This is a genomic window from Pseudoalteromonas sp. SG43-1, from assembly GCF_014164415.1.
GTDB classification, from domain to species: domain Bacteria; phylum Pseudomonadota; class Gammaproteobacteria; order Enterobacterales; family Alteromonadaceae; genus Pseudoalteromonas; species Pseudoalteromonas distincta.
The window spans coordinates 280,665-300,178 of sequence record NZ_JACJFD010000001.1 but is presented as its reverse complement, the minus strand read 5'-3'; the positions used below and the strand labels follow the sequence as shown (position 1 = coordinate 300,178).

Genomic DNA, 19,514 nt, shown 5'->3' with positions numbered 1-19,514 from the left:
ATTCTAAATCGTTCATTAGCTTAAATAATAAGTTAATCTTTTTTAGCGTTTATTTATAAATTCTATCAATTCATGCTCAGGCATTGGTTTAGCATACATAAAACCTTGTACCTCATCACAGCCTAAGTTTTTTAAGAACTGAGCTTGTTCTTGTGTTTCAACGCCTTCAGCAATCGTTTTTAAACCCAACTTAGCACCAAGAGAAATAACTAAGGCAGCAATAGCGCCAGTGTCATCATTTGGCAGATCCTTAATAAATGCACGATCTATTTTCAATCTATCCAAGGGTAAACTTTGTATATAACTAAGCGATGAAAAGCCAGTCCCAAAGTCATCAATAGCAACTTCCATCCCTAGCTCTTGAAGCTCTCTAAGTGTATTAATAACAGTTTCGAGTTCATCCATTACTACGCTTTCAGTGACTTCTAATTCTATGTTTTTTGGCTTAACGCCATATTTTAATAATGTATTTTTAACGTTTTGAGCATAGCCTTTTACTTTAAACTGCGGAACAGACACATTAACCGCAATACAAATTTCGGTACCCATATTTTCTAGGCGCTTTTGTTGTTGGCAAGCTTGCTCTAAAACCCACTGCCCTATATCAACAATCAAGCCCGCATCTTCTGCAAGTGGAACAAATACCGCTGGCGATATATACGCTCCATTACCGGTGGGCCACCTAAGTAATGCCTCACACCCAATTAAAGACAAGTCTCCTAATGAAAGTTGAGGTTGGTACCATACCTCTAACTTGTTTCGAGCAAAATCATGGCGTAATTGCCTAATAATTCCTATGCGCCAAGCCATTTTATCTTGCATGTCTACACTGTAATAAATTCCCTCTTTGTGTTTTGTTTTTTTAGCTTGATTAAGTGCAATATAAGCAACTTTAAGTGTATCAATCCCGCTACTTTGAAAGTCTTGCTGTTGGCATAAACCCAATCTAAAATCGATAGGCAATGTATGCTCTTCTGCGCAAAATGGAACACCTAACTGCTCATTCAATTTTTTTAAGTCGAGTTCATCACGGCGAATAATAAAACCAAAAACATCAGCACCAATACGAGATAGTAACTTAGCTGTTGGGTAGTTTTCTTTTAACCTTTGCACAATGCCAATTAATACTTTATTGCCGACCTCTTGCCCTAAGCCATTATTAATATCTGCAAAATTAACTATATCAAGTAGTACAAATACATAATCATTCACGTGCGGCTTTTGATAACGCTCTACCCGTTCAATAAAATTGGTACGATTTGAAATACCTGTAAGCACATCTTTATAAGCTGCATCTCTTAACTTTACAAACAGCCTTATATTATCCAGGGCAACACTCACATTTGTTAAGAAGATTTCAGCAAACTGCAATTGTGCTTGCAAAGGAACATGGTCACATTCTATATATAAAGCCGCTTTTCTATGCTTACTTTTTAATACAAATGTTGCACTTGAGTCTGTATGTTGATGCTTTAATAAATCAAAACACAACTCAACTTGTTTAAATACTTTGCTATCAACATTAATTAATTTTTCACCAAAGTAGTCTTCGTAATGCCCACAACCACCTAATACTTGAATAAAGTCATCGCCGTCTAATTTGCTGCACACAAGCCCTCGAGGTGAACACTTTAAAATAATACTCATGTGCTTGATGATTTCTTTGCATAGTTGCTTAATATCAGTAAGCCCTAAAATAGACTTTGATGCAGAAACAATCGTGTTCATTGCATCACTTTGATATTCAAGCTGGCATACCTGCTCGTAAGAGCGAATAGCGGTTATGAGCGATGTTACTAATTTAGAGCGAGTGAGTTCTGTTTTAGTTTTATAATCATTTATATCGTATTCACGTATTACTTTTTCTTCTGGTATATTACCAGCTTGCCCTGTTCTTAAAATAATTCTCACATGTTGATTATTTAATTCGTCACGCACCCTTTTTACAACCTGCAAGCCAGCATCGTCAGTTTCCATAATAACGTCTAAAAAAATAACTGAAATATCGTTATTTTCAGCTAAAATCTCTATTGCTTCAGCTCCCGAATAGGCATCATGAAATCGCAAGCCTGCCCCCAAAAACTCAACCCCAGACAAAGCTAACTTTGTTACAGAGTGGATCTCAGGTTCGTCATCAACAATTAAAATATCCCAAAACTTAGTCGGCTCAATTACTGCGTCATCTTCATAGTCTTGTTCAAAAAATAAAAAATCGTTTTGATCTGACGACATTCGCTCTCCTAGGTAGCAATTTATAAATTATTTTTGGTTTATAATCTAATTCATACTATAGTCGATTAATAAAAAGTTGTTGTATTTCAACTCAAAAAACTAATAAAAGGTGTGCTTATTAAACCATTAAAAATATTGATCAAAGGCGTACTGTTATTGCTATTGGTATTAGTACTGGTAGGGCTAATACTTCCTCAAAGTTATAGTGTAAATAAAACAATAGAAATCAATGCAAATATTGACGCAGTAAAACCGCTTATTACTGACTTTAATCAATGGCAAAAATGGTCTCCATGGGAAAAAGTAGACCCAAGTATACGTTTTACCTTGGGCGAACCTAGCTCTGGCCTAGGGGCTCATCAGTCTTGGAAAGGAAAATGGGGGTATGGTGAAATGATCATAACTTCGGTGAATCAAAATAAGGTCAGCTTTAATATACTTTTAAATGCTGAGCATATTATTAGGGGGACTTTTAATTTTAGTGAGCAAAACGGTATCGTCACTTTAATATGTAAGATTAACGGACAAACAACCGCCCCTTTAATATCGGGTTACACCGCAATTTTGAGCGAATATGTGCTCCGTAATACAGTTTCAATGGGGTTAAATAACCTTAAAACTGTTGCTCAGCTTAGTCATTCACAAAGGACAATGCACAGCCATGACAGTCAAGACAGCACAAGCGAGAATTAACCTTGCTAACATTATCGAATCCTTACTTGGTTACCCTATAACAAAAATAGGCAGTAACGGAGTACTGCCTACCCCCGAACAAAATTACGATATTAAAGGCCAAGTTAAGCCGCTTTATCATATCAACAGTGAAAACTCTGTTTTAGCTCGTGCCCAAAAGCGCCAAGATTTATTACTAATAAAACAACAACAAAATATAGAGTCAATTTTAGCAATGGCTATGGGGTTTTGCCCCGATGTAGCAAGTACTAAACAACCCGATGCTGACTGGGTAGAGCATTTTATCGCACTGTGCGAGGATACTTCAAATGCGTCAATGCAAACTTTATGGGCCAAAATTTTAACGGGAGAAACACTCAACCCTGGTACGTTTTCAATTAAAAGTCTGCAAACATTAAAGCATATGACACAGCGAGAAGCTGACTCTTTACAAAAATGTGTGTCGCTCTCAGGCTATAACGAAAAAGACGACAGCCACTTTATATTACTCGGCTTTTACAAAAAACCGTCATTGTTTGATTTGCTACGAAAAGGCAATAAAGTATCTTTAAATTTAGGAAAAACGGGTATTAGCTTTCCTGATATTTTAACGCTCATGGATCTTAATTTACTGTATAGAAAAGAAATTGAATCTGCAGTGCTTAAAGCGGGGCAAGAACTTACCCTTTCATTTTTATCGCAAAAAGTAACGTTAAAAGCAAAAAGTAGTGATTTGGTATTGAGCTATTATAAATTCACGCAAACAGGTGATGAGTTATCTAAACTCATTAATTTTCCTGTAAATAAAATTTATAAGCAGTTAATTAATAATGCGCTGGAGGGAGAGTTTGATTTAGCGTGGCACGCAATAAAATAATATGCCACGCTTTGTTTAATTAGAAAATACTAATTAAAAGTGAACCTGAATACCCGCAAATGGGCCAGATGCATCAATATCAGTCGTAATATCATCTACATCATCAAGTTCTAATACCATAGAGCGGTAACCTGCTTTAACAGCAACATCTACTGCTAGGTTATCAATAAGTTCCCACGCTACGCCTACTTGGTAATCTTGTACTTTGCTATCGTCAATAGCCAAAAAGCTACCTTCAAAAAATACACTTAAACCAGTAAATGGTAAGCCGGCTTCGGCACGGCCATATGCAAGAGGAACAAAACCAGAGAAATCTTTTGTTTCGGTAAAGTTAGTACCACCATTTTGAGTAGTACCATTTACAACAATATCACCATCAAACTGCTTAGCATTTAAACCTAAGTCAATTGAGATTAAATCGTTATCAAAAATCTCATAATAAAAAATGTAATCGATGTGTGTTAAATCACTTACCGTATTTACCGTAGAGCCTACAACATAATCAGAGCCATTAAAGCTAAATGTATCTGTAAGTAGCGCAGAACCATTTAACTCAAGCTCGGTATACTTTAATTTAATATTTGGAACTAATGGTACAGGGTGCTCAAGTGCCGCGTAGTAACTTACAAAAGTCTCATCTTCAAAATTAAAATCTTGAGATGCATTATTTTTATAAGAAAATTGACCATCGTTATCTGACTTCCACCCATCAACACCTACGTATAAACCTAGTAGAGTGTCAGCTTGCGCTGCTGGTGCTAAACATGCCATTGAAAGGGCTGCTGCTAAACAATACTTTTTCATTTTTTATCCTTGAGCTAGTAGTTCGCTGAGTTCGATTAAAGCCGCATTGGCTCTAGAAATATAATTTGCCATAACTAAAGAATGGTTTGCCACATAGCCAAAACCATTGCCGTTTAAAATAAGTGGGCTCCATACTGTTTCTTGAGTCGCCTCAAGTTCACGTATGATTTGTTGTAAGCTTACACGTGCATTTTTCTTTTCAAGCACGTCATTAAAGTCATACTCTATCGCTTGTAAAAAATGCAGTAACGCCCAAGTAGCACCGCGCGACTCGTAAAACACATCGTCAATTTCTAACCATGGTGTTCTTACTTGCTGCTGCAGTGGCGCAAGAGTTGCTTGTTTATTAGATGAATTACCCGCTAAATCGGTGTTTACTTTTTCTTGGCCTACACTGGCACTTAAACGTTGGCTTAAGCTACCTAAACGTTTTTCAGCTTCTTTAAGCCAACTACGTAAGTTATCTGCTCGTGCGTAAAATTGGCTATCGCGCTCATGCTCATTAGCAATTTGTCCACGATATACCATTAAGTAGTCAATACCTTTTTGGTACTCACCTTCGGCACTTGGCCATGCCCATGCCTCAGAGCTTATATTAAACTGCGGCTGCGCCTTTTTAAGGGCTTCATGTTCCGTTGATTGTGATTGAGAACGGCTAAAATCTTTTCGCATAGAAAGCGATAAATCACGTACCATTTCTAGTGCGCCATATTCCCACGCTGGCATATCATCCATAATAATACTTGGTGGTATTACATCATTTGATAAGTAGCCACCCGGTTTATCTAGTAAGGTATTGGCTACCGTAATTAATGTAGAAGTAGTTACATAACCCGTTACTATTTTTTCATTACGAAGGTGCGCTTGCTCTTTCGCGTTTGCAACAACGTCAAAACGTGAAGGTTCTGTGCTCCAATAAACAGCAATTGCGTAAAAAATGATAAGCAGTAAAACAATTATTCCTGCTATTTTTCCTTTATGTTGCGACATGTGTACTCCTAATGATGAGCGTGTTGAGTAGATGGTTTTGACTGCTTAGCTTGCGCTTCAAGCGACACGACTTGAGCATTAGTAAATAAGCGATTACCGTCACTAAAATATAGTGTGAGTTTACGTTCTTGTCCTACTTTTAATGGCTCTTGTGGTTCAAATACCATTAAATGATAACCGCCAGGCTGAAAGCTGACACTTTCGTGCGCCTTAATTTCAACCGATTCAACTTGTAGCATTTTCATCATGCCGTCTACATGTGAATGTTCGTGTATTTCAACACGCCCTAAGCCATCAATAGTTGCCTTAGTTAAAGTTGCTGCGGCTCCACTGTGATTAATAAGGGTTAAATAACCTACAGTTGAAGTACTGCCAGGTAAAAACTCTCTAACTTGCGCGTTAGTTACTTCGAGCACAGCCACATCAGAACCATGATCGTGCCCTGAGTGCGCCGCCAACGATGACGAAAAAAAACTAAATATTAATGCAGAAGCCATCGAAAAACATAGTTTCGTCATCATTCTTATCCTTATGAAAACTTTAAATTACAGGCTAAATTTAACATAGTTAACCTATAATAGTCAGTCAAATTAAGGATTAAGAGGCTACTTTTTTGTTATCGGCAACAAGCCAACACAACACTGCAACAAATAGTAACGGCCATGCAATCATTATAGATCCGAATAAAAGCGCTAAAACAGTCCCTGCTAATGCCACTACACCAGCACCAACTAATCCCATAGTAATTAAAGCCACTACCGCAACTACAGCAATAATTGCGGCCAAAGCACCTACAAGCTCGAGCCCAGCCCAACTAATGTCAGCAATCCATAACGGCAACTGCCAAGAATCAATCTGCACAAACGTTATTAAATCAGTAAACAGTAATAAATAGATAATTACACATACTGCCAAAGCTTTCATAGTAATTCTCCTTATACCAACCGGCTTATACATGAGGTCTATTTAACGATAAGAAAATTGCGCTATAACTAGGCAAAAATTTTTATACCTAGCTGTTCTAAATTAAAATTTTTAACAACGTTATAGGGTGATTTAATTCGTTAAATTGTTCAAATATTTATGCCTGTTGGTATTAATACTCTTTATTTTCAAGGCAGCAATGCGCTATAAAATAGCCAAGTGCAACTGCAAACGGAAAACTCAAAAACAACAAAATAGTAACTACGCGTGTTGCCCAAACCGGAAAGTCCAATCTATGGGCTAAACCACTACAAACACCAGATATTTTTTTATTCAGAGTATCTTTATACCAACCTTGTTGACGATTAAAGCTGTTCATAGCAATCTCCTAAGCAGTGTGTTTTAAATTAGTATTTAAGTTCGCCTTTAAGCGAGCCAACTCAGCATCAACTTTTTCATTTTTAACTAACGACTCAATTTGGGCACTGGTAGAACTTGCTGTATCAGTCAGCTCATAAGCCTCTACTTGAGCTTCAATACCTTCAACACGCTGCTCTATTTGTTCAAAACGAGACAACGCATGAGCTACTTTATCGCTTTGTAGTTGCGTACTGATTCGCCCTCTAGCAATAGCAACATTATGGCGTTGCATTAACTGAGCTTGCTTAGTTTTAGCCATAGCCATTTTTTGCTGCAAGCGTTCACAATCAGACTTAATTTTTGCAATAGACTCTTGCAATGTTTCTAGTTGAGTTTGCTTATTTTCAATGCTTTCGTTAACGCGTTGCTTCTCAAGTAAAGCTGATTTAGCAAGGTCATCACTGCCCTTCTCAACCGCACGTTCTGCTTTTATTTGCCAAGCTGCTAATTCTGTTTTTTTAGTATCAATTTGGCGATTAATTACTTTCTCTTCACACAATAAAGCGGCTGCTGTACTACGACACTCATTCAATGCATCTTGCATCTCGGTAAGCATTAGGTTTAAAAGTTTTTCTGGATCTTCTGCTTTATCAAGCATGGCGACAATGTTTGATTGAATTACATCATTTACGCGGTTAAAGATTCCCATGGTATTCTCCTGTTGATTTTTAATTAATTTCAACAAGAAGATTCCAAGAGTTGTGCCAAGTCCATCAAAACAAAAATAAAACATTTAAAATCATAATGATAAACAATAATCACTCTAAATTTTAGTGACTTTAAGCTGAACAACATAGAGTGTAATTGGCCAATAAATTATGATTTTGACTAATTTTTAGGATCAAAAAAGCCACTCGAAAGTGGCTAAAATTTAGAATTTTTAAAGCTTAGCTTTTATTCTGGTACAAAGCTTAATGCTTTATCCATTACCGATAAATCAGCTTGCTTACCGTGACCACTTTCAGAAAGGTGGCGTCTAAAACCTCGCGCACCAGGCTGCCCCTGAAAAATACCGAGCATGTGACGTGCAATATGCCAAAAATTAGCACCCAAACGCATTTCTTCTTCAATGTAGTCATACATTGAACGCACTACGTCGTGGCGTGACTGCGTGTTTGCAGCATCACCATAAATTTTCTCATCAACGTCATTGAGCATAAATGGGTTGCTGTAAGCCTCACGCCCAATCATTACACCATCAATATGTTGCAAATGTTCTAGGCTCTGCTCAATTGTTTTAACACCGCCATTTAGGCTTAAGTCTAGCTGCGGATAATCTTTTTTAAGTTGATAAACACGTGGATAATCAAGCGGTGGAACTTCACGATTTTCTTTCGGGCTTAAACCATTAAGCCATGCTTTACGAGCATGAATAATAAAATCATCACACCCTACTTTATGAGACGCTTCAATAAGCGCACATAAAAACTCATACGAATCTTGCTCATCAATACCAATACGCGTTTTAACGGTAACAGGAATGCTTACTTCGTTTTTCATTGCTGCTACGCACTCAGCAACTAATTGAGGTTCAGCCATTAAACATGCGCCAAATCGGCCATTTTGAACTCTGTCTGACGGGCAACCTACATTTAAATTTATTTCGTCATAACCACGCTCACCTGCAAGTTTTGCACATTGCGCAAGCGCTTTAGGATCAGAGCCACCAAGTTGCAGCGCAACTGGGCCTTCGTGTTTATTAAAATGTAAGTAGTCGCCTCGACCAAATAAAATAGCCCCTGTGGTTATCATTTCAGTATAAAGCACAGTATGTTTAGTCATTTTGCGATGAAAAGTACGACAATGGCGATCAGTCCAATCAAGCATAGGTGCCACGCTAAACCGTCTAAACCCTGTATTACTTGCCATTACTGGGCTAGAGCCCATATTTAGTGTGTTATTCATATAGTCTGAATTGCCTTGAATTGCCTTGAATCGCCGCGAGTTTCGATATACAGTCACCCTATAGTCACCCTCATGGGGTTGGACTGTTCAATAACTTAGGGTTAAATCATGGCTTCATATAATATCGAAAAACGCCGTCTTGCTTCAGGCGACTACCGCTATAAGTGCGTAGTACGCGAGAAATCTAAGGGCAAGATTATACACAATGAAAGTAAAACATTCAGTAAAAGAGTGTTGGCTGAGAGCTGGGGCAAGAAACAAGTTAACGATATTGAGCAATCGAGGGTGACTGAAACAAAGCAAGTGGTCACCCTAGGCACCCTGATGAATATGTATTATGAAAACCATGATTTATGGAATGCTACAGGCCGTACTAAACAATTTGTTATTAAGATGCTGATTGATTGCGACATAGCATCGGTTTTATCAAATGAGTTACGCACTAGTGATTTAATTGAACATTGTAAAAATAGGCGTAGCGCTGGTGCAGGGCCTGCGACTATTTATCATGATATTGCATATTTGCGCAGTGTTATGAAAAAGGCTGGGCCAGTATGGAATATTGATGCTAACCATAAAATATTTGAAGACGCAGTACCGGTGCTAATCGAAATGGGGTTAGTTGGCAAAAGCCAAAAGCGAACACGCCGCCCTACCGATAATGAATTAGATAAATTGCGTGAAGGCTTAAAGGAACGCATGGACTACAGGCCAAACGGTAAAGTGCGCATTCCTTTTTTAGATATTTTAGATTTTAGTATTTTAACCTGCATGCGTATTGGTGAAGTTTGCAAACTGCGCTGGGAAGATTTAAACGAAGCTCACAAAACTATTTTAGTCCGCGATAGAAAGGACCCGCGCAAGAAAGAAGGTAATCATATGATTGTGCCTTTGCTAGCTGGCTCATTTGATATTGCAATTAAGCAGCCTAGAAATGATGCTTTGATATTTCCTTATAACTCACGATCGGTTACTGCTGGTTTTCAGCGGGTGCGTAATTCGTTAGGTATTGAAGATTTGCGCTATCACGATTTACGCCGCGAAGGCGCTAGCCGATTATTTGAAAAAGGTTATTCAATTGAAGAAGTGGCCCAAGTTACAGGCCACCGTAATTTAAATATTTTGTGGCAAGTTTATACGCAATTATTCCCGCATAAATTGCATGAGAAGTTTAGAGACTAATTCAAATTAATCTTTCATTTCTGTGTCGTATTCTTCCCAACTAGCAAAGCCTATTGGTCTTTTAGGTTGCTCTAAATTAGTTCTTTTTAGTCCTATCAATAAAACACTTATTTGTGACACATGTTGTACAAGCTTAATAGTTTCTCCATTCTCATTTTTTCCAATGAATGAAATTAATGATGGGTTCCAATACCCTATATCTTCAATATGAAATGTAATAGATTGTCCAAAGTTAACTAGCTGTGCACCAGCTTCATGTTCATCATCTAAACCACGATGAAAATCATTAATCCATGCAATCAATCTATCATGAAACTCAGAAGCTGAATTTTGGTTTTTTATCTCAGGTAAGCCTGGAGGTGATAGAAGTTCAGCCATATCTGACATACTTCTTGTTGGTAACGAATTAAATGGGTCCATTTTTTTCTCTATTTATTTATTCCATTTTTTAAAAATAGCTTATTTTACATCCAAAAACAAATTTACTACTTTTCAGTTTAAGTCATTATTAAGCTCATGTTTTAAAGTAACTTTTTAGTTAACCCAAAAAAAACTATTGATCCTCAAAACCTCACGTAAACGAGCTAAGTTATTGTTTGGCAATTCTATTTTGTTTTATTTATTATGAATTACAGGCGGTTAAACTGTAAAACAGTGAAATTAATCACGATCTTTTCAGATCTTTGATCTGCTAAGAACCTTATATAGGGCGCTGGCTGGCGCTTTAAATGAAGTACTTTAAAACTGTAATAAAATAACGATAAAGAGCGCGCAGGAGGGTGAGGAAGAGTGCGGATTTCGTGGCATACATTCTGTGTGGGGTTGTTTTCCGTGGCTGAAACTACACTGCCCAACATAGACGGTGATAACTTTACTGCAGTGAATGGCGGGCAATAAAAAACCCAGCGAGTGGCTGGGTTTGATTGTAGGGCTTGTGCGTTATTTTGTTATTGGGTCGAGCCTGCCTTTTTGGCTGTCGGCTTGTGATGCTTGACCGCTAAAGTCTCCGGCTTGTTCTGGTACTTGGGTTTTTGCGGTTCCTGCAGCGACGCCCGGGTGTGTGTGGCTTGCGCATGTGTTAGCCAAGGCACTGACTGTTGCCATTAGTTCTGATAATAACTTAAGTACGTTTTCGCCTTCACTGCCTAACCATGTTTTTGGGCTACGGTGGTCTTGCTCTTTAGTTGCTATTACTTTGCGGGTTTCACATTGTAGGTCGGCTAATTTGCCGATGATGTCTTTTAATGATTCGTCGGTTTTGTTTTCAAAGTTACCAGCGTCATCAATGTGTTGATAAACCCCTTCACGTACTTGGGTACGGGTTTCACCTTCTTTAATAGCAGGTAAGTCCCAGCCAAAAGGTAATACTGTTCTAATGAACGGTTTATCAGCTCGGCCATAGGCAAAGCCAATTTCTACAATAGAATTAATAGCCGGCGGTTCTAATCGACCTGCTTTATCACCCGCACCTGGTAATGGTAACGGCACGGCTTGAAGTGGCTTTGATTTGGTGTCTGTTCCGTTTTCGTCAATAAGCTGAACATTAACAGCATAGCGTGGGTAGAATGCATCGCTACCGCGTTCGCCATCATCAGTTGGTAGTTCAGGCAATGCAACTACTCTACCCCAGCGCGGTAAATGTAATTGTCCGGTTAGTTCTGGAAACAACCGGCGCACTATTCTTTGAATTGATTTATCCATATTCACCAACTTATCTGCATGTTAGTGCCTTTAAACTCAACCGCTGTTATACGTTCGTCATTAGCGGTTACGTTTGGGCGTATCATTGGGGCGGCTGGCATAGTGGCAGCTTTACCTGCTTGATGATCTGTCATTAGGCCGTTCGCTATAGAAATTGGTTTATCAGACCAAAACGAATCAGCATAACTGCCCACGTAAACTTTACCGTTGCCCTGCTGATACCATACAAAATCATCAATCTTAAATGCGCGGCCTATGTTATTTAAAATGGCATAGCCTGAGCAATCAGAGTAAAAACACGGTATGGCCGTATCAACATAAGCAGCGTTTGGTATAACAAACTCTATACCTGTTTGATGAGTAATTTCGTCAAGTACCTGACGCATAGTTGGGTGGCGCAGCATTACACTTAAATTATAAGCAAGCGATGCAGCCCATTCACGGCAAAACAATGTATACCAGCCATTTACTGCTGGCATTACACGCTCAACATAGCCGCTAAATACACGGTCGACCATATCACCCCAGCCTAAATCAACCGCAACCGGTGCCAATTTAACAGCCTTTTGATTAACCGTAATTTGGCATGTACCTGGCGTTGATGATTGCAGTACTATCCAGTGCTCTTTCATATCAACTTTTGAATCGTTGACATAAGCACGTGATAAAAAACGCGCGTTAGCCGTCGCCATTATACTGTTCTCAATGCGGCAAAGTTTTCGTTTAAATGCTGGCTAATATTTGCATATTGAACACCAGTATCACCGCCTTGCACATTGGCCGTTGCATCGGGTGTACGTTCTTCCACTTTTTGTGGTACTGATCGGTATTCGCTCAGCGTAAAACTTACAGCCCATTGGCGTGTGGTTTCTTGCTCCACCGCTTCAATCTTGCTACTAAAGCGCACTTGCTTAACACCCATTGCACTGGCCGTGGGGTTACTTATACGATAAATAGAACGCGCACCACTTTCAGTTGCTTCGGCCAATGTAAACAGCTCAGCTAAATGATCAGCCTTAGTGAATGGTAATAAACCACTCACCGTCAGCTTTTTAGCTTTAGTTCCTGTTTCAGCTTGGTCGGTACTGGATGATTGGCCGCTTGCATCCTCGCTGGCAAGCTCAAGGCTTGCAATAATGCGGAGTGATTTAAGATTAATTACTAATGAGTTTAGTTGCATAAACCTAAACCCTATATGTTGAGAATATTAACCCTACAGACACCTCAACACCGTTAGGAATATCTGCCAGTGGAATCTCTACATTATTTAAAGTTAAATTGATTGAATCATTAATAGGTTCATCTGCTAAATCAGTTAACCTAACTTTCGTACTCGTTGTTCCTAATGAATTAACACGTAAATGTTTACCAACTGCACCTCTTATAGAGCCATAAGGCAGGCCGTTTTGATTAGGTGTAATTAAATCTAGTGAGCCTATGCCCCAATCAGCAGTAATACTGTTAAGCAGTTCACCATAATTTAGTGAGCTACCCAAAGAGTCTACATCCATTGTTTGCTGCTCTAAATCAACTCTTATAGGCAGACTATTTATAAAAAATTTTACTCCTACATAATCGTTTGAAGTTTCATCAGTATTACTATTAACTCGCATACAAGGCGAAATACCCACAGATGCCTGTTGTTGTTCAGCTGTAATCGAATAATGTATATATTGTTTTACTGGGCTACTTACTTTAAGTTTTAGTTCATTTAGGTCGCTTTCATCATCAATTTCTATAATAAAAGACCCTGACCTTCCTGTTGTATTATTATAGTCCCAACTACCATTATTTTTAGTAAAAGTAGCCGTTGCATATTGCCACTTTTGAAAACTCGACAATTCTAATGTGCCATTTTTATTCGGCGAATCATCACTAGCTACACCATTGTCAAATAAAGTTGAAGCAACCGCTTTTGCACCTTCTCTTCCCATTTTGTTATAACCAATTTGGGTTAAATGGGCGTTATCACTTAGTCCATTAGATGAATTAAATCCTCCTAACTTGTCGTAAGCCATACAAACATCAGCATTATCATTACAAAACAGCCTCTGTGCAGCTTGTATAGCCCATGCACCTCTTATTGAAGATCCTAAATGAAGACCTAGCTCCCAAATGAATAATTGAGTTATCGTTGTATCACTTTTAATATCCATCCATAACTGATGCAAAAAACTGTAATAGTCTTTGTAACTTGTTTGCAATTTTTGATCTTGTTCGCCTTGATTGAAAAGAATTGACACATTTCCTACTATGTTTCCGTTGTTAGAAATCATCGCTACCACTTCATTATGCCAATCAACTAATCCACTATAGTTAGTATTCGACTCACCTTTTTGTAAGTCCTTAATGGATTGTGATCCCTTTGCACAATTTGCAATAACACATTTTCTACCTGTCTTTGCAATGTACTCATTTGCAAAGGCAGGCCAAGCAGAACCAATCGAATCACCATCATTCTGGGTTCTCATCTTAGTAGATAGCTTTACTACCTCACTCCCATCATACATAAACGCTTTATCAGATATATATTCAATTTTTCCATCAGTTGTTAATGGTGTCCCTCTCGCGTTTGACTGCCCATATACTATAAAAACATCTATTATTTCATTATTTTGATTTCTAAATACGTCACTAATAAGCGTATTTAAATCTTTTTCTATTTTACTTTTTAAACGGGTATCAAGTGCTTCATAAATAGAGTCAATAAATGCTATTTGCGTTAAATAATGCTTTTTCCCTTCTGCATCCTCATAATTATTAGGATTATCAGTAGGCAATATAATACTTACGTTTGTTTTCCATACACCGCTTGCATCGCCATCAAACCAAACATCAACATATACATTTTGCGGGTAGCTCTGCACACTAAATACATAGTCTTGTTCAAGCTCTACACGCATACCGTGTACGTAACCAACGCCTGCAATTACTCTAAACTCATCATCATTTTCTGTAGGCTCTACCTTAAACCCATCACCTATAAACCAATCACGGCCGTTCATATCCATTGCTAAGTTTTGTGTTAATTCATCCATGCCAGCTAAACGCGCACTAAAATCTAATTGCCATGTTTCTGGTGCAACTGTAATACCCGTTATATCGCTAATGCCTGAATACTCAATGGCAAAGTTACGGTTTAGCGTATTACCTGCATTGCCTAATTCTGTAATTGTTTTGTTTACGCTTTTTACATGGCTAATAGCTACCAGCGTATTATTTACAGATGAATATAAGCCAACCCAGTTAAATTCAAACGGGCCTGTTAAGCTGTTTAATACGGTTGAGTAAACCACCGTGTTGTTATTAATGCGACCGACTTGCTGAACGGGTTGGGTATGCACTTGCTGGGCTGTAGGCGGTAAACCTTCGTTGCGGTCTACCGGTGCTTGCGAATCTTGTCCTGGAACATAAGCAAAAATAAACGTATCAATATCTAACTGCTCATTTGCCTGCGCTTTTTGGGCAAATAAGGCTTCGCCTGCGTTAGTAACTACTTGTGACATGGTTTAACTCTCCTGATCTATTTTTGCAACGGTGTAATCGCTATGGTTATCAAATGACTGTAAGCCACCGTAAGTATTCATTTCTGCTACTGTTTGATACTGGTAACGCCTTGCTGTACGCCCGTATTGCCTAACAATGTAATTAATAAGGTTCTGCCGCTCGCCTAAATCATCATCCGTAAGTTTTAGATTTATAACGTCCCAGTCAGATACCGAAAAACGCTCAGCTATTTCTACATAAGGCATATCGAGCTTTTTAAACATTGCAAGCCAACCTTCGGTACTCCCTGCCCCTTTTGCAAATTGCAGTGCAAACTTAACGCGCACTCGGTACATTACTTCGTCTTCTTGGGGTATTTGCTCTACGTCACGTTCCCACGCTAATAAGTGCACTAATTCAATTTCGGCTGTCATTGGGTCAAGCTGCTTTGCAGGCCATGCCAATAAATCACTTAAACGGTGCCAATAAATAACAGCGCCTTTGCGTAATTTATCCAGCTCACTGGCTGGGCGAGCCAACCAATAAGGCATTTTAGTAATTACGTTAAAATCAAACGCCATTATGGTTAGCTCCCAAGGTCAACGGTTAACGAACCTAGACGCGGCACATCATTTGCGCTGGTAATGTCGCCTTGGTGCCAGTTTAGTGATTCAATATCAGCAAAGTTACGGTGTAGTTCTTGGCTTAACCGGCTAAAGCTAAAACGGCTTGTTGGCAGTGTTTTAGTGGCTGTATAGTCGGTGTTTTCTCTAAATGCGCAGCGTATAAAGTTGTCTATTTCTTGCTTAACTTCGTTGGCGGCTTCATTGGTTAAGGTATTAACTAAATAAACAGTTACCCCTATATCAACCAATACACCCGGCATTGCTAATACTAAAATATCGTCGCCATGGCCGTGGTGCCCTTGCTGCATTACATAGTCGTTTAAATCATCAAGTAATATTTGCGAAGGCTCGCCAATGTCTAACAAAATAAAGGCATTTGCTGTACCAGGTCCGCGCGGTGCGTCGTGTTCAAAATATATGTTGTCGGTATCAAGGCCTGATCGCTCAGTCATAATGGCGGTATATACGGCATCAATATGCCAAGGTGCCGCAGCGGTAAATGCATTACGTGTTCTAAGCTTTAAGTTTTGATTACTTTCAGCATCCGCTCCCAGCACATCAATCCATTCAGCGTCGTTATTTACACTGCCAATGCCTGTTACTGATTCCGGTAATATATGGTAATACCCAGCGCCTAAGTTGTAGGCTGCACCGGCGTTTTCTGCAATTACGTTTACTAATATGCTGCTTTGGTTTTCTGGCAGTATTACATCATCAACAGTTAGCACTCGGTAAACCGTCCCGTTTATGGCATCGGTTTGTATTACCGTTCCTGCGCTAATCAGTAGGCTAGGGCCAAGGCTTGCCGCGCGCTTAAAACGCACTTTGCCTTGGGTGCGCTCTTCGCTTTTACGTGTTAGGTCGTGCTCCCAAGCTTTGGCTTCAATAAAGTCGCTGTCGGTGGCTGTTTGCAGAAATAAGTTGGGGAGTATTTTTTCAATTAATACTTTGTTGACTATCCACGTTGCAGGCTTCGCCACGATGGCGCTAATCAATCGCCAAAAAGGTGAGTAAATAGAGTCATTGGCTATAATGCTGCCTTGGTCTTCTACGTCTTGCTTAAATAAGGTTTTCCACCCGTCTTCTGTGGTAGGAATACCTGCATTTTCTACAATACGGGTAAAATTAATTGTTGGGGTTTCATCAGCCATCTACTGTGCCTCTACTAATAACGATGAAATTTCACCGAAGTCTATTGTTTGTGCGTACACCCACCACTGGCCTTTGTTTATTTCGTTTTGCTGAACTTGCACCGTGCCTGGCATAATGCGAACGTCATCTTCCACCAGTAGTTTTATTTTTGTTTGGGTGTCGTTAGTAACGCTGGTTCCTCTATCGCTTACTAATAAATTTGCAAGGCCGGTGTCTAAAATAGCGTGCACTATGTCTTGGGCTATTACGTCACGATCGGTTAAATAAGTCGGGTTTTTAACGGCATCTAATACCACATCGCCATTTAATATTTGTAAGTCGCGGTAAATACTCATGAGTGCATCTCAACAAAGTTCATATAGTTGGTTTCGCCTTTGGCTGGATATACGTTAACCGTGCCAACGCTTGTTGATTTTTGTTGGTTTGCGTTGCTTATTTGTTGGCTAATACCGCCGCGCTCAACACGGCTTTTAACGGGTTCTATTGCAGCAATATTTAGTGAGCCTTTTATTCCTTCATAACTGGTGTCTATTTCAATGCCAGCTAAATCAGCCAATTGCTTTATAGCCCACAATATTGGCGCAAATAACACTTCAACTGCTTTCCACGCGTATTCAAGACCCGTAAGCAAAACGCTTACCCAACTAATATCAGCAAAGCTTGCTTTTAAATCGTCCCAGTAATAAATCAGAGCACCTACGGCAAGGACCGCAGCGGCCACTGCAGCTACAATTAAACCGATAGGGTTGGCGTACATCACGAGGTTTACCGCAAACATTACAGCTCTTAAAGCGCTTAACCCCGATGTAAGCACAGCATTAATAGCTGCCCATGCCATTGCACCCACTCCCCATGCAACCATAGCCATTTTGCCCGCGCCCATTATGAGCGTGAACAAACCACCTGCAGCAACAAGACCAAGTAACGCAACGGCGCCATAGCCAATATATTTAGTAAGCGTTGGAAACTCTTCAGTAAAGGCCACTACACCTGTGCCCATGTCGGCAATTAAACCAACAAAGTCGTTAAATACGGGGAGTATTGCACTGCCCCACGCAGCGCGAATAACAAACCAGCTTTGGCTTAGTCGCTCGCTTTGGTCGGTCATGCTCATTGCCATTTTTTCAGCTTGTTGCATACCGTTTACGTTACCTAACGAATCAATTGATTGGCCTAGACCATCAATATCGTTCATTAGTAATTTTATAGTGCCAACAGCTTCGGCCGAGCCAAATGCTTTTTTAAGTTCGTCGCCCTCGGCTACGTCTATGGTTTCGCCGTATTTGCCTTTAATTTGGTTTAGTATGTCAACCATTGGCAACATAGCGCCCTGGCTGTCAGTAAAACTTAAATTAAGGGCGTCTTGCGCTTTACCTACACCGGCTAAAAACGATTTATATTTTGTACCCGCTTCACTGCCCGACATAGTCGCTTGCAATGTACCTAGTATGGCCATTTGCTCGTTCATACCAATACCGGCGCTTGTTGCTTCAGCGCCAATTGATGTAAACGCCGATGACATTTCAGCGCCTGTTGTTTTAAACGCTTGTACGGCGGTGGCCGTCATACCTGTTAGCTGCTCTACCCACTCACTTTTACCCATAGCATTAGCTTGGTTTTTAAAAATGCCATACATGGTACCCATGTAATTGGTAATAGCGCCTGCGTCGGCTTTGGTGGCTGCGGCTAATACGTTGCTCGACATAGTAAACGCTGATAGGTCGTTGTCGTTTAATCCGGCTATCGCGCTTTGTATGTCGTAGCTTGATTTAACAAATTCGGTAGATGATTTACCGTATTTAAGGGCAAATTCGTAAGAGGTATCACTCAGTTGCTTTAAGGCCGATTCACGCACACCTAGCGATTTAACCTCGCCTAGTGCGCGGTCCATTTCAATGGCTGGCATTAATGCGTTTTGTAGTGCATAGCCACTAGCAGCAATACCCGCAACGCCCGACGCCATTTTCATGGTGCCGCGTTGGTAGTCGTTGGTTAACCCATTTAAGCTATTGCTTACTTTGGCAATAGGCTTTGTTATTTGGTCAATCATGCCAACGGTAAACATTAGCGGTTGCGGTAAACTCATTTACTTGCCCCCAAAGGCCTTGCACACAGCATTGGTTATTATGTTTTCTAGGTTTTCGCGCTGGTTTTTATACAACCAACCAGCGCGGGCTAGGTTTTGCTCGTCGTCTTGCTCATGTGGCAAGAAGTGACGGCGTAAAATAAACAGTTGTTCAAGCTGATTCGAGTCGATTGAATCAATCAGCCCTTCTATTTTTTTACGGCAATTTCCAGCACTGGCGAAAACTCAGCTTTAAGCGTTGATGCAATTTGCAGCTCAGAACCAGGTGAGCTTTCAAGTACCTTTTTAAGACCTGCTTTTTGCTTGTCGTCAATAGTGCGCATTACCATGTTGTGTGACGCTGCAGTCATTGAGCCGCCGCGCGCAACAAGGTCAACAAAGTCGCTGTGATCTTGCACGGTCATGTTAAAAGTAAAGTCTGTACCGGCGATGGTTAATACAATTGCTTGTTTCATGG

General features: G+C 39.7%; 22 protein-coding genes. 3 read left to right on the top strand and 19 right to left on the bottom strand.

What is annotated here, in order from left to right; translation table 11 throughout:
• Positions 1–42: 42 nt before the first annotated feature.
• Positions 43–2,232, bottom strand: a complete 2,190-nt coding sequence (locus H5159_RS01370; RefSeq protein WP_182779591.1) for an EAL domain-containing protein — start codon at positions 2,230–2,232, stop codon at positions 43–45.
• Positions 2,233–2,343: 111 nt separating this feature from the next.
• Here H5159_RS01370 and H5159_RS01365 point away from each other — a divergent pair, with 111 nt between their 5' ends.
• Together H5159_RS01365 and H5159_RS01360 are read left to right on the top strand one after the other, a co-directional pair.
• Positions 2,344–2,925, top strand: coding sequence for an SRPBCC family protein (locus tag H5159_RS01365; protein WP_024606362.1), 582 nt, complete (start codon positions 2,344–2,346; stop codon positions 2,923–2,925).
• Complete coding sequence (locus H5159_RS01360) at positions 2,894–3,781, top strand: TIGR03899 family protein (protein ID WP_024606363.1); 888 nt, start codon at positions 2,894–2,896, stop codon at positions 3,779–3,781. The genes H5159_RS01365 and H5159_RS01360 overlap by 32 nt, the downstream gene beginning before the upstream one ends.
• Before the next feature lie 33 nt (positions 3,782–3,814).
• On the opposite strand, the gene H5159_RS01355 is transcribed toward H5159_RS01360, so the two are convergent.
• The 7 genes from H5159_RS01355 to dusA form a co-directional block, all read right to left on the bottom strand.
• Positions 3,815–4,585: a TIGR04219 family outer membrane beta-barrel protein gene (locus H5159_RS01355; protein WP_002957929.1), complete on the bottom strand. Its 771-nt coding sequence runs from the start codon at positions 4,583–4,585 to the stop codon at positions 3,815–3,817.
• Positions 4,586–4,588: 3 nt separating this feature from the next.
• Positions 4,589–5,575, bottom strand: a complete 987-nt coding sequence (locus H5159_RS01350) for a DUF2333 family protein (RefSeq protein WP_182736247.1) — start codon at positions 5,573–5,575, stop codon at positions 4,589–4,591.
• An 8-nt stretch (positions 5,576–5,583) separates the two neighbouring features.
• Positions 5,584–6,093 (bottom strand): copper chaperone PCu(A)C, encoded by a 510-nt coding sequence (locus H5159_RS01345; RefSeq protein WP_409072600.1) that lies wholly within the window; start codon positions 6,091–6,093, stop codon positions 5,584–5,586.
• 79 nt (positions 6,094–6,172) lie between these two features.
• Positions 6,173–6,499 carry a hypothetical protein gene (locus tag H5159_RS01340; RefSeq protein WP_002957925.1) on the bottom strand — a complete coding sequence of 109 codons (327 nt, stop codon included), beginning with the start codon at positions 6,497–6,499 and terminating at the stop codon, positions 6,173–6,175.
• 172 nt (positions 6,500–6,671) lie between these two features.
• The gene (locus H5159_RS01335; protein WP_002957924.1) at positions 6,672–6,878 is read right to left on the bottom strand and encodes a PspC domain-containing protein; all 207 of its coding nucleotides are present in this window, start codon (positions 6,876–6,878) and stop codon (positions 6,672–6,674) included.
• A gap of 9 nt (positions 6,879–6,887) precedes the next feature.
• Positions 6,888–7,568 carry a PspA/IM30 family protein gene (locus tag H5159_RS01330; RefSeq protein ID WP_182732820.1) on the bottom strand — a complete coding sequence of 227 codons (681 nt, stop codon included), beginning with the start codon at positions 7,566–7,568 and terminating at the stop codon, positions 6,888–6,890.
• 245 nt (positions 7,569–7,813) lie between these two features.
• A complete protein-coding gene (gene dusA / locus H5159_RS01325; RefSeq protein WP_182779626.1) occupies positions 7,814–8,788 on the bottom strand; it encodes a tRNA dihydrouridine(20/20a) synthase DusA in 975 nt (324 codons plus the stop codon).
• 144 nt (positions 8,789–8,932) lie between these two features.
• Between dusA and H5159_RS01320 the strand changes: the two genes are divergently transcribed.
• Positions 8,933–10,006: a site-specific integrase gene (locus H5159_RS01320; protein ID WP_182779589.1), complete on the top strand. Its 1,074-nt coding sequence runs from the start codon at positions 8,933–8,935 to the stop codon at positions 10,004–10,006.
• 6 nt (positions 10,007–10,012) lie between these two features.
• Here H5159_RS01320 and H5159_RS01315 read toward each other — a convergent pair whose 3' ends face one another.
• The 11 genes from H5159_RS01315 to H5159_RS01270 all read right to left on the bottom strand — a co-directional run bounded on the left by H5159_RS01315 (position 10,013) and on the right by H5159_RS01270 (position 19,512).
• Positions 10,013–10,426 carry a DUF6173 family protein gene (locus H5159_RS01315; protein WP_182779588.1) on the bottom strand — a complete coding sequence of 138 codons (414 nt, stop codon included), beginning with the start codon at positions 10,424–10,426 and terminating at the stop codon, positions 10,013–10,015.
• A gap of 519 nt (positions 10,427–10,945) precedes the next feature.
• The gene (locus H5159_RS01310) at positions 10,946–11,707 is read right to left on the bottom strand and encodes a hypothetical protein (RefSeq protein WP_182779587.1); all 762 of its coding nucleotides are present in this window, start codon (positions 11,705–11,707) and stop codon (positions 10,946–10,948) included.
• 2 nt (positions 11,708–11,709) lie between these two features.
• The gene (locus tag H5159_RS01305) at positions 11,710–12,399 is read right to left on the bottom strand and encodes a hypothetical protein (protein ID WP_182779586.1); all 690 of its coding nucleotides are present in this window, start codon (positions 12,397–12,399) and stop codon (positions 11,710–11,712) included.
• Positions 12,399–12,887 carry an adenine glycosylase gene (locus tag H5159_RS01300; protein ID WP_182779585.1) on the bottom strand — a complete coding sequence of 163 codons (489 nt, stop codon included), beginning with the start codon at positions 12,885–12,887 and terminating at the stop codon, positions 12,399–12,401. Before H5159_RS01300 ends, H5159_RS01305 begins: the two co-directional genes overlap by 1 nt.
• 4 nt (positions 12,888–12,891) lie before the next feature.
• A complete protein-coding gene (locus H5159_RS01295) occupies positions 12,892–15,213 on the bottom strand; it encodes a phage tail protein (RefSeq protein WP_182779584.1) in 2,322 nt (773 codons plus the stop codon).
• Between the two features lie 3 nt (positions 15,214–15,216).
• Positions 15,217–15,774 carry a hypothetical protein gene (locus H5159_RS01290; protein WP_182779583.1) on the bottom strand — a complete coding sequence of 186 codons (558 nt, stop codon included), beginning with the start codon at positions 15,772–15,774 and terminating at the stop codon, positions 15,217–15,219.
• 5 nt (positions 15,775–15,779) lie between these two features.
• Positions 15,780–16,970: a baseplate J/gp47 family protein gene (locus H5159_RS01285; protein WP_182779582.1), complete on the bottom strand. Its 1,191-nt coding sequence runs from the start codon at positions 16,968–16,970 to the stop codon at positions 15,780–15,782.
• Positions 16,971–17,306: a DUF2590 family protein gene (locus H5159_RS01280; protein WP_182779581.1), complete on the bottom strand. Its 336-nt coding sequence runs from the start codon at positions 17,304–17,306 to the stop codon at positions 16,971–16,973.
• Entirely contained in the window at positions 17,303–19,057 is a 1,755-nt protein-coding gene (locus H5159_RS01275) for a phage tail tape measure protein (protein WP_182779580.1), read from the bottom strand. Before H5159_RS01275 ends, H5159_RS01280 begins: the two co-directional genes overlap by 4 nt.
• Complete coding sequence (locus tag H5159_RS21240; protein WP_372761082.1) at positions 19,058–19,198, bottom strand: DUF6890 family protein; 141 nt, start codon at positions 19,196–19,198, stop codon at positions 19,058–19,060.
• 47 nt (positions 19,199–19,245) lie between these two features.
• Positions 19,246–19,512, bottom strand: a complete 267-nt coding sequence (locus H5159_RS01270) for a putative phage tail assembly chaperone (RefSeq protein ID WP_182779579.1) — start codon at positions 19,510–19,512, stop codon at positions 19,246–19,248.
• Positions 19,513–19,514: the final 2 nt, after the last annotated feature.

Excerpts from the sequence above, each read along its gene's own strand:
- H5159_RS01370 (WP_182779591.1), bottom strand. The coding sequence starts at position 2,232 with ATGTCGTCAGATCAAAACGATTTTTTATTTTTTGAACAAGACTATGAA.
- H5159_RS01360 (WP_024606363.1), top strand. The coding sequence starts at position 2,894 with ATGACAGTCAAGACAGCACAAGCGAGAATTAACCTTGCTAACATTATC.
- H5159_RS01355 (WP_002957929.1), bottom strand. The coding sequence starts at position 4,585 with ATGAAAAAGTATTGTTTAGCAGCAGCCCTTTCAATGGCATGTTTAGCA.
- H5159_RS01350 (WP_182736247.1), bottom strand. The coding sequence starts at position 5,575 with ATGTCGCAACATAAAGGAAAAATAGCAGGAATAATTGTTTTACTGCTT.
- H5159_RS01345 (WP_409072600.1), bottom strand. The coding sequence starts at position 6,093 with ATGACGAAACTATGTTTTTCGATGGCTTCTGCATTAATATTTAGTTTT.
- H5159_RS01340 (WP_002957925.1), bottom strand. The coding sequence starts at position 6,499 with ATGAAAGCTTTGGCAGTATGTGTAATTATCTATTTATTACTGTTTACT.
- H5159_RS01335 (WP_002957924.1), bottom strand. The coding sequence starts at position 6,878 with ATGAACAGCTTTAATCGTCAACAAGGTTGGTATAAAGATACTCTGAAT.
- H5159_RS01330 (WP_182732820.1), bottom strand. The coding sequence starts at position 7,568 with ATGGGAATCTTTAACCGCGTAAATGATGTAATTCAATCAAACATTGTC.
- dusA (WP_182779626.1), bottom strand. The coding sequence starts at position 8,788 with ATGGCAAGTAATACAGGGTTTAGACGGTTTAGCGTGGCACCTATGCTT.
- H5159_RS01320 (WP_182779589.1), top strand. The coding sequence starts at position 8,933 with ATGGCTTCATATAATATCGAAAAACGCCGTCTTGCTTCAGGCGACTAC.
- H5159_RS01315 (WP_182779588.1), bottom strand. The coding sequence starts at position 10,426 with ATGGACCCATTTAATTCGTTACCAACAAGAAGTATGTCAGATATGGCT.
- H5159_RS01310 (WP_182779587.1), bottom strand. The coding sequence starts at position 11,707 with ATGGATAAATCAATTCAAAGAATAGTGCGCCGGTTGTTTCCAGAACTA.
- H5159_RS01305 (WP_182779586.1), bottom strand. The coding sequence starts at position 12,399 with ATGGCGACGGCTAACGCGCGTTTTTTATCACGTGCTTATGTCAACGAT.
- H5159_RS01300 (WP_182779585.1), bottom strand. The coding sequence starts at position 12,887 with ATGCAACTAAACTCATTAGTAATTAATCTTAAATCACTCCGCATTATT.
- H5159_RS01295 (WP_182779584.1), bottom strand. The coding sequence starts at position 15,213 with ATGTCACAAGTAGTTACTAACGCAGGCGAAGCCTTATTTGCCCAAAAA.
- H5159_RS01290 (WP_182779583.1), bottom strand. The coding sequence starts at position 15,774 with ATGGCGTTTGATTTTAACGTAATTACTAAAATGCCTTATTGGTTGGCT.
- H5159_RS01285 (WP_182779582.1), bottom strand. The coding sequence starts at position 16,970 with ATGGCTGATGAAACCCCAACAATTAATTTTACCCGTATTGTAGAAAAT.
- H5159_RS01280 (WP_182779581.1), bottom strand. The coding sequence starts at position 17,306 with ATGAGTATTTACCGCGACTTACAAATATTAAATGGCGATGTGGTATTA.
- H5159_RS01275 (WP_182779580.1), bottom strand. The coding sequence starts at position 19,057 with ATGAGTTTACCGCAACCGCTAATGTTTACCGTTGGCATGATTGACCAA.
- H5159_RS01270 (WP_182779579.1), bottom strand. The coding sequence starts at position 19,512 with ATGAAACAAGCAATTGTATTAACCATCGCCGGTACAGACTTTACTTTT.